The 1,162-nt window shown below is 63.1% G+C and carries 1 protein-coding gene; it reads right to left on the reverse strand.

Annotated features, from left to right (window positions below):
- The coding region (locus tag N5J73_RS24160) for a transposase family protein (protein ID WP_279941383.1) at window positions 1-1,019 on the reverse strand (1,019 nt) is incomplete at its 3' end.
- Window positions 1,020-1,162 lie beyond the last annotated feature (143 nt).

Below are 1,162 nucleotides of genomic sequence, written 5' to 3' on the forward strand. Positions count from 1 at the left end.
GTCAGGGCGGCCTTGTTTTCGGAATCGTAGTCGCCGCGCTGGTCAGGGTTGGAGAAGGTCGTCCCTGGCAATTCGTCGTGGATCATCTGCATCGCCGTGCCGATGATCCGTTCCACGATGCCGCCGTAGTGCGGCTGCCCGAGCGGGCGATAGTCAAGCCGGATGCCATGCTGCTCGCAGCCTCGGCGTAGCGCTTCGCTCTTGAACTCGGCCGCGTTGTCCAGGTAGAGCAGCCTGGGCTTGCCGCTCATCGGCCACTCCATTTCTATGTTCAGACCCTCCAGCCAGGGACGCTTGTCGCAGGCGACATGCACAAGGCACAGGCCGACCGAAACAGATGACGGCGCTTCCAGCGTGACGACCATGCCGAGCACGCAGCGGGTAAACACGTCGATGGCGATGGTCAGATACGGACGGCCAATCGGTTGCCGGTCGCGCTCGTCCACCACGATCAGGTCGATGACCGTGTGATCAATCTGCACTTGTTCCAGTGGCGCGGTCACGGCGGGAGGCTCACCACCGACACCTTGCAGGCTGCGGGACGCATCCTGACCTTCCCGGCGGCGAGTGGCCTTGAGCGGATCGAGGCCGGCGATCCGCAGAGCCACGGTGTTGCGCGCCGGCGCCCGCAGCTTTTGCGCTTTGCAAGCCTGCGCGACCTCGCGGTGGAACGCTGCCAGGCTACGCTTCTGCTTGGTCAGGAAGCGCTTTTGCAGCAACTCGCGGATGATGCGCTCAACTGATTCCGGCAAGCGTCCCTTGCCTTTTCCGCCGCCGGATCGGCTGCGAGCCAGGTCCGTCACAAGCCCAGCACCTTGCCGGGCACGGCGGATTAGGACATACACCTGCCGCCTGGACAGGCCAAGCGCGTGAGCAGCGGCATCGGCGGCTTCATGCCCGACCACATCAAGCGCTGCCAGCGGCCCGATGATTTCCGCCCGTTGCCGGGCCTGCGCCCAAGCCGCATCGGGCAGGGTGGCCACGCCTTGCTCGGCAATCAATGATGTGTCTGACGCCATGCTCACACCTCGCTTTGGTGCACACGAGTATTGAGCATAGTCGAGATTGGTGCAGATGACTTCTGATATTGCGTTGTCAGGAGTCGCCTGCACATCTGGCGTTACGCCCCGTCAATTGGTGCAGTCGTCTTCTGAAAATGACA

Origin of the sequence: Stenotrophomonas sp. GD03654, from assembly GCF_029845105.1 — a bacterium.
In the GTDB taxonomy this organism is placed as follows: domain Bacteria; phylum Pseudomonadota; class Gammaproteobacteria; order Xanthomonadales; family Xanthomonadaceae; genus Stenotrophomonas; species Stenotrophomonas africana.